8 protein-coding genes are annotated in these 7,378 nt (G+C 71.8%); 3 read left to right on the top strand and 5 right to left on the bottom strand.

The genetic code is table 11. The annotated features are described in order from the left end of the window. The 3 genes from AC08OU_RS20575 to AC08OU_RS20565 all read right to left on the bottom strand — a co-directional run. Positions 1–235 (bottom strand): hypothetical protein (locus tag AC08OU_RS20575; protein WP_476605591.1); only part of this gene is annotated, 235 nt, incomplete at its 3' end. Positions 236–305: 70 nt separating this feature from the next. After that, entirely contained in the window at positions 306–989 is a 684-nt protein-coding gene (locus tag AC08OU_RS20570) for a TetR/AcrR family transcriptional regulator (RefSeq protein ID WP_476605590.1), read from the bottom strand. Next, the gene (locus tag AC08OU_RS20565; protein ID WP_476605589.1) at positions 986–1,927 is read right to left on the bottom strand and encodes an alpha/beta fold hydrolase; all 942 of its coding nucleotides are present in this window, start codon (positions 1,925–1,927) and stop codon (positions 986–988) included. The genes AC08OU_RS20570 and AC08OU_RS20565 overlap by 4 nt, the downstream gene beginning before the upstream one ends. A gap of 398 nt (positions 1,928–2,325) precedes the next feature. Between AC08OU_RS20565 and AC08OU_RS20560 the strand changes: the two genes are divergently transcribed. The 3 genes from AC08OU_RS20560 to AC08OU_RS20550 all read left to right on the top strand — a co-directional run bounded on the left by AC08OU_RS20560 (position 2,326) and on the right by AC08OU_RS20550 (position 5,575). Beyond that, entirely contained in the window at positions 2,326–2,922 is a 597-nt protein-coding gene (locus AC08OU_RS20560) for a SigE family RNA polymerase sigma factor (protein ID WP_476605588.1), read from the top strand. Beyond that, positions 2,919–3,887 (top strand): hypothetical protein, encoded by a 969-nt coding sequence (locus AC08OU_RS20555; protein WP_476605587.1) that lies wholly within the window; start codon positions 2,919–2,921, stop codon positions 3,885–3,887. Before AC08OU_RS20560 ends, AC08OU_RS20555 begins: the two co-directional genes overlap by 4 nt. A gap of 119 nt (positions 3,888–4,006) precedes the next feature. Beyond that, entirely contained in the window at positions 4,007–5,575 is a 1,569-nt protein-coding gene (locus tag AC08OU_RS20550) for a polysaccharide deacetylase family protein (RefSeq protein ID WP_476605586.1), read from the top strand. Positions 5,576–5,696: 121 nt separating this feature from the next. On the opposite strand, the gene AC08OU_RS20545 is transcribed toward AC08OU_RS20550, so the two are convergent. Together AC08OU_RS20545 and AC08OU_RS20540 are read right to left on the bottom strand one after the other, a co-directional pair. Continuing rightward, a complete protein-coding gene (locus AC08OU_RS20545; RefSeq protein WP_476605585.1) occupies positions 5,697–6,197 on the bottom strand; it encodes a DUF899 family protein in 501 nt (166 codons plus the stop codon). A 160-nt stretch (positions 6,198–6,357) separates the two neighbouring features. Beyond that, a partial coding sequence (locus AC08OU_RS20540) for a Gfo/Idh/MocA family protein (RefSeq protein ID WP_476605584.1) occupies positions 6,358–7,378 on the bottom strand: 1,021 nt, incomplete at its 5' end.

The raw sequence follows: 7,378 nt of genomic DNA, 5'->3' as shown, positions 1-7,378 counted from the left end.
GGCGGCGGCTGGGTGAGCGGATGGCCGCCGGCAGTCCCTGAGAGCCTGTTTCCAAACAGGCTCTGAGTTTTGGCGGCACGGCCTGGGCCGCCGTCCCCGCCGGGACCACGACGGTTCCGAGCCTGCCGAGCACCAGGACCGTGACAGACTGCGCGCCATGCGCGACGCTCGCTCGCGCCGCGTCGCCGTCACCGGCGGCAGCGGGAAACTCGGCCGCGCGGTCGTGGCAGGCCACGCTGCGGCTTCGCCCCCGCATTCCCCGGACTGAGTCGTGTTCGTACCCAGAAACGGGGTCCAGACACGACTCAGTCCGGGGAATGCGGGGCGCGCGTCGCTCCGAGGAATGCCACCGCCGCCTGGACGCCGACCTCCATGACCTCCCGCACGTCGCACCCGTCCTCGACGACGGTGGCGATGAGTTCACGGAGGCCGCCGAGGATGATGAGTGCGATCTCCCGGGAGACGGGCGTGATGCCGGCTCGGCGGAACTCGTCGTTGTCGGAGAGGTGCTGGACCAGGTCCACGACCGCGTTCATCGACTCTCGCTGGATCCGCCGCGCGAGGGTCCCCAGCGAGGGGAACTCCCGGATCCAGCACAGCGACAGGGACGGCTCCGACGCGACCTGCTCGAAGTACGCCGTGACGGCCTGTCGCGCCTGGGTCTGCCACGGTGCGGTGGGGTCGACGGCGGTCGCGATGCACCGCAGCAGGTCCTCGTTCGCGGCCTCCATCAGGGCGACGAAGCAGTCGTCCTTCGTGGCGAAGACGTGATAGAAGGTGCGTCGCGACGCCCTGGCGTGACCGACGATGTCGGTGATCGTCGTGTCGCGGTAGCCGCGCTCCGCGATGGACGCCCGCAATCCCGCCAGGAGCCGCTCACGGAAACCCTCCGCGGCGTTCGCGTCCGTGTCCCCACGCGCGACGTCGCCCGCCTCCGGTGATGCGGTGGCCGGCTCCCGCAGGCCCTGGAGCGGGCTCGCGTCCGTCACCCGCCCACGGTATCGGCCTCCGTGCGCGACTCGGCCGGTCTGTCGTCGCGCGCGTGGGCGTCGATGAGCTCGATGAGGCGCGGCCACGCCTGCACGGGCAGGTCGTGTCCCATCCCGCGGATCGTGACCAGACGGGCGCCGGGGATCGCCCGCACCGTGGCCTTCGCGCCGCTCGGGCTGACCATGCGGTCCCGGTCCCCGTGGATGACCAGCGTCGGTGCCCGGACGCCGCGCAACTCCGCGGTGCGGTCGCCGCTGTGCATGATGGCGGCGAGCTGACGCGCCGTCCCGGCGGGCGAGGCGCCACGCTCCCAGGACTCGGAGGCGAGGGCTCGCACGGCCTCCTCGTCGAAGGGGTAGCCGTGCGAGCCGATGTGCCGGAACATGCGCACCTGCGCTGCCACGGCGGCGTCGCGCGTGCGGGGCGGGCGGCGCGCCAGCAGGAGCATGGTCGAGGCCGCGGGGCGCCCGGTCCGTGAGGCTCCCGTGTTCGACATGATGGACGTGAGGGTGCGGACCCGGTCAGGGAAGTGCGCGGCGACCGTCTGCGCGATCATGCCTCCCATCGAGGCGCCGACGAGGTGCGCGTCGTCCAGCCCGATCGCGTCGAGCAGCCCCACCGTGTCACGCGCCATGTCCCCGAGGCGGTACTGCTCCGGGGGCATCCGGCCGGACAGCATGGCCGACAGGCTGGGCGGCCGGTACCGCAGGCGCGTGGACCGCCCGGCGTCACGGTTGTCGAACCGGATGACACGGAATCCCCGCTCGGCCAGCTGCTCGCACAGCGAGATGTGCCAGGAGACGAGCTGCATGCCGAGACCGGGGGCGAGGACCAGCGGCCGGCCACCGGCGTCCCCGATCTCCTCGTAGCACAGGGTGATCCCGCGTCCGACGTCGGCGAACCGCTCGGTTGCCGTGGGCTCGCTCGTCCTGCTCATACCGGTACCTCCGTGTGCGAGGGGGGATCGATGCGACCGCGGGGTGCGGGGGGCCGGGGGAAGTCGCGGCCTTGCGGCTGTCGATGCCCGAGTCATGATCGGTGCCCCAAAGGCCGGGTACTCGGCAGTACCTTACTCGCGCGACCGTATCCCCCCCGCTCTGGAGACCACAACCTCGGGGTCACCGACCGCGGCGAGGTCCGCCCACGGAATGGGGTCGGGAGAGCCCGCCGGAGTCCTTGGCGCGCTCACCCGCACCCCCGGCCTTGATGACCGATTCGCCCGCCCTTGAATGTGATGTGTCTCGCAGACCCCGGAACCCGCGCCGTCAAAAGCAACCTGCCCGCGAATGATGCGTCGTGTTTGGCAACCGCACTACGTGAGGAATCGAGGAGCGGATGGCGTCGTCCGGTGTGCTGGGCCTCCCCGAGCTCGGGAGCGGGTCCGGTGTCAACGTGGTGGAGGGTCTTCCGGTGGTGCCTCGCGGCGAGCAGACGGCTGCGCGACTTCAGGAGGTGTCGTCGTTCTCGGCGCTCTACCGGGCTGAGCGGCTCCGGATGGTGCGGCTGGCGGCGTTTCTCGTCGACGACCGGCACGTCGCCGAGGACCTGGTGCAGGAGGCCTTCACCGGCGTGCACGCCAACTGGCACCGGCTCCGCGACGTGAACAGCGCGGTGCCCTACCTGCGCCGTGCGGTGGTCAACAAGTCTCGCTCGCTACTACGCCGGCGCCGGACGGCGGACGGGTACACCTGGCCCGCGGCCCCCGAGGAGCCGGGCGCCGACAGCGACGTCCTGATGGCGGACGAGCACCTCCGGCTGCGGCGCGCCCTGTCGCAGCTTCCCCGCAGGCAGCGGGAGGTTCTCGTCCTGCGGTACTGGGCCGACCTGAGCGAGGCCGAGATCGCGGAGACGCTCGGCATCAGCGCAGGGACGGTGAAGTCCACCGCGAGCCGGGGGCTGCGCGCCCTCGAAGCCGCGATCGTCACCGGATGACCGCCCCCAGCCTCCAGGAGATCGACGTGATCGCGACGAATGGTGTGAACGGTATGGGCAGCATCGAAGAGGCCCTGCGTGCGATGCTCGCGGCCGACGCGGAGCGGCTGCAGGAGACCGATCTGCGACCGCCCACGGTCTTCCCGGAGATGCCTCGGACCCGCTGGCGCGGGGTGCGGGGTGTGGTCGCCGTGGTGGGTGCGGCGGCCGCGACCGCCGGACTGCTGGTGGGTGCCCGCCTGCTGACCTCACAGGTACCCGGGACCCCCGCCGGTCGCGCCCCCGCCGCCGCGCCGAGCACCGCCGCCTCGGCGGAGGTGTCCGTCACGTTCACCGACCGCACCACCAACCTGACCGGTACCGCGGCGACGGCGACCGTTCCGGTGGCCTCGGTGCGGGCCGGGGACCCGGAAGTCGCGGACCGGATATCCCAGGCGATCGAGGAGGAGGTCACCTCGGCCGTCGGCGCGTTCCACAACCGGACCGGCGAGGCCTCGCCCGACTGGCCCGAGCCGCTGGCACTGCGAGTGACGGCGAGCACGACGACCTGGAAGACCTTCCTGTCGGTACGGCTCGACGAGACGTCCCAGGTCGGCTGGGACCGCTCCGAGTCGGCGCCCGGGTTGCCGATCGTCGAGTACGCGGCACTGGTTTTCGACACCAGGACCGGCGAACGCGCCCTGCCCCCCGGCCTGTTCACCGACCTCGATCACGCGGTTGGGGTCGTCCGGTCGGCCCTGGCCGCCACCCACCCGGACGACGTGACCGCCGAGCAGTTGGCGGCACTCTCCCTGGAGCCGTCGGAGGCCGGCAGCACCACGCCCCTGAGCTGCTACCCGACGGCGGGCGGGCTGCACTGCCTGGTCGACGACGGCGCCCTGACGCCGGACTACCAGGGGCGCCTCGAAGCCACGGTCCCCTGGGACGACCTGGCCGACGTCCTGCGCCCTGCACTGCGCGACTAGGCCCCCCGCCCTCCCGTCCGTCGACTCAGTCGCGTCTCGACCCCAAAACCGGGTCCATATACGACTCAGTCCGGTCCTGGCCGGGCCCTGTCCCTGACATCGTTGATCATGGAGGATCTGTGGCGAAGCTCGTGACGTTCCGACGCCGGAGGGTCGCATGGGCGCCGGCGGTTCTCGGCGCGGCGGCGCTGCTGGCGGGCGGCTCGCTGATTCCGGTGCTCGCTTCGCATCGGGACGAAGGATCCGCCGCCGGATCGGCCCCGGCGCAGGAGGACGTGCGTATCTCGGCGGACGGGTTCATGCCGGACTGGATCGACGGTCTCACGATCGCGCGCGACGCCAGCGAGGACCCGAAGTGCCCGTGGTCCACGGCGTACCCGGAGGTGCCGGGAGCGGCGGCGTTGACCCGTACCCTGCGGCGCGAGGTGCGTGACTTCCTCGTGACGGTCCGCAAGGGCGGGCTCGGCCCGGACCGGAACGACTGCACCGAACCCGCCGACTCCCGGGGCCTGCAGATCGGGTTCGACTTCCTGATCGCGTCGGGCGACGTGGTCGGCGTCCGCCTGACCTTCGATGACGCCGGATCCGGCTACACGTTCACCAGGACGTTCTGGTACGACGGGGGCGTGCACAGAGTGGTGCCGGCGCTGTCCCTGATCACGCCCTCGGATCTCCCGGACGCGATTGGCGGGATCCTGCGCGCCCTGGCCGCGCGCCCTGGTGCCGATCCCGAGCTGGCCGAGGCGGCGCTGAACCCCGTGTACCGCGACGACACGCTCCAAGACCTGTCGTTCGACAGCCGTGGAGACCTGCACGCCCGGTTCGCGACCGGGGATGTGGCGCCCGCGGACATGGGCCGGCAGGAGGCCGTCATCCGCCGCGAGGAGGCGGCGAGCTGGCTGTCCGGTCTCGGGCACCGGGCCCAGGAACAGGCGATCCGTCCCGTGCGCCGGCTGACCCTGGCCGGCGCACCGGGCAGGGCGCCGGCGGCGAGCACGCCGGCGGAGGCGGGCAGGCCGCCAGCGACGACGTCGCCTGCGACGTCGCCGGTCACGTCGCCGGACGTGGACTGCCACAAGGTGAAATGCATCGCGCTGACGTTCGACGACGGCCCGGGCAGGTACACCCCCGAACTGCTGGGCATCCTCCGGCAGCACTCCGCGCGCGCCACGTTCTTCGTGCTCGGGCAGGATGTCGTGGCCAACCCGGAACTCGTCCGCGCCGAGGTCGCGGCCGGGCACGAGGTCGGCAACCACTCGTGGTCGCACCCTCAGCTCCCCGCGCTGACTCCCGCCGAGGTGTCCCGGCAGGTCTCCCGGACCGACGACGCCGTCCGGCGTGCCACAGGTAGGACCCCGGCCCTGTTCCGACCGCCCTACGGGCTGCTGAACACCTCCGTGCGCAAGGAAGCCGCCAGGCCCGTCATCCTGTGGAACCGCGACACCGAGGACTGGAAGGTGCGCAACGCCGGCAAGGTCGCCGCCAACGTCCTCGCCACGGCCCGGCCCGGTGACATCGTGCTCATGCACGACATCCACCACACCACCGTCCAGGCTGTCCCCACGATCCTGACCACCCTGAGCCGGCGCGGTTTCCACTTCGTGACCGTCAGCCAGCTCATGGGCGCCCGCACCCTCACTTCGGGCCGCAGCTACTTCAGCAACCCCGGAATCTCGCGACCGCACTGACAGGCTGAGGGGGCGATGGGGCGTCCGTTCGTACGCCAGACCTCGGGGTTCTTGGCGTCGCCCCAGGGCTGGGGCCAGCTGTCGGGAGAGTCCTCCCACGTCTCCTGGCGTCCGTAGACGGTCATGTCCAGCAGCCCGAGGGTGGGGGCGTCTTCTCGACCGAGTACCACGGCATTTCCAAGCCCAGGAAGTCCCGGTAGCGGACGCTCTGCTCGTATGGGCCCTTGCAGAGCGTGGCGTACGTGGCGTCGCGGGAGTGGATGTACGACAGCTCGCGGACCTGGCTGTTGAAGAACGTGCAGCCCTCGCACTGCCCAGCGGCGGGTTCGCCGGGCCACCAGGCGTGGAAGTACGCGATGAGCTGCTTGCGGCCTTCGAAGACGTCGAGGATCGTGACCGGTCCACTTGCGCCGATCACCTCGATGGTCGCGCCGACCTCGACCATCGGCAGCCGCCGCCGCGCCGCTGCGATCGCATCCCCTTCGCGGGTGTGCGCCTTCTCCCGTGCGAACAGTGCTTCGCGCGCCGCCTGCCAGCTCTTTCTGTCCACCACAGGCGGGAGGGCCGGGATGGGTACCTGGTCATCCACGATGGCCGACGTCAACCCGGTCACCCAGGTCATGGACGCGTGCCGGGCCCTGCTGAACGGGCGCACCCACCGGCAACGCGGTCACCGGCACCCTGATCTGGTGCGCGGTCCTGTTCGCCGTGTCCTGCCCGCTCGCCGTCCGCACGTATGCCCGCCAGGAATGACGACCCGGAACCTGAGAGCCTGAGCGCCGTCAGACCGCCACGGTCTCGTCCTCGGTCAGCTCCAGGCCGAGGGTGTGCAGCGCCTCCTCCAGGACACCCATCACCGCGAGCGTGTCCGACAGGGGCATCACGGCGCTCTCGACGGCGCCTGCGGCGAGGCAGTCGCGCACCTCGACCAGCTCGTGGGAGTACCCGCCGCCCATCAGGTCCGCCGATACGGTTTCGGGCTCCGCGTCCACCCGGGAGAGCACCAGCCGGGTCGGGTGGTGGAACCGCGGCAGCACGTCGATGCGCCCGGCGGTCCCGATCACGGCGGCACCACCGGCCAGCGGCATGCGCAGCGAGCAGTCGACCATCGCCCACCGGCCGTCCTCGTACCCCAGGAGTAGGGCGGCGTCCTGCTCCACCCCCGTCGGTCCGACCAGTCCCCGCGTCTGCACCGAGTCCGGCGTGCCGAGGACCATCTGTGCGAACGCGACCGGGTAGACCCCGAGGTCGAGGAGCGCTCCGCCGCCTTGCGCCGGGTCCCACAGGCGGTCCGCCGGGTCCACCGCGCGAACCACGCCCAGGTCGGCGTGCACGGCGCGGACGTCGCCGATCGCCCCGTCGGCCAGGAGTTCCTGCATCCGGACGATGAGCGGCGTGAACCGCGTCCACATCGCCTCCATCGCGAATCGCTGGTGCTTCAGCGCGAGGTCGACGACGCTCTGGGTTCCCGCCACGGTGCACGTGAACGCCTTCTCCACCAGGACCGCCTTCCCGGCGGCCAGGGCGGCGCGGGCGATCGCCGCGTGCTGCCGGTGCGGCGTCGAGATGTACACGACGTCCAGGTCGTCGTCGGCGATCAGCTCCCGGTAGCTGCCGTACGCCCGCGCCCCCGAGCCGGGCAGCGCGAACTCGGTGGCGAACGCCTCCGCGCGCGCGAGCGACCGCGACCCGACGGCGGCGAGCTCGCACCCCTCCACGATCTGGAGGTCACGGGCGATCCCGCGCGCGATCCGTCCCGGTCCGGCGATGCCCCAGCGCAGCGTCATGCGCCCGATCGTCTCA

The organism is Frankia sp. CcMO1 (genome assembly GCF_977945845.1).
This window is presented reverse-complemented; position numbering and strand designations above follow the sequence as displayed.

Excerpts from the sequence above, each read along its gene's own strand:
- AC08OU_RS20565 (WP_476605589.1), bottom strand. The coding sequence starts at position 1,927 with ATGAGCAGGACGAGCGAGCCCACGGCAACCGAGCGGTTCGCCGACGTC.
- AC08OU_RS20560 (WP_476605588.1), top strand. The coding sequence starts at position 2,326 with ATGGCGTCGTCCGGTGTGCTGGGCCTCCCCGAGCTCGGGAGCGGGTCC.
- AC08OU_RS20555 (WP_476605587.1), top strand. The coding sequence starts at position 2,919 with ATGACCGCCCCCAGCCTCCAGGAGATCGACGTGATCGCGACGAATGGT.
- AC08OU_RS20545 (WP_476605585.1), bottom strand. The coding sequence starts at position 6,197 with ATGACCTGGGTGACCGGGTTGACGTCGGCCATCGTGGATGACCAGGTA.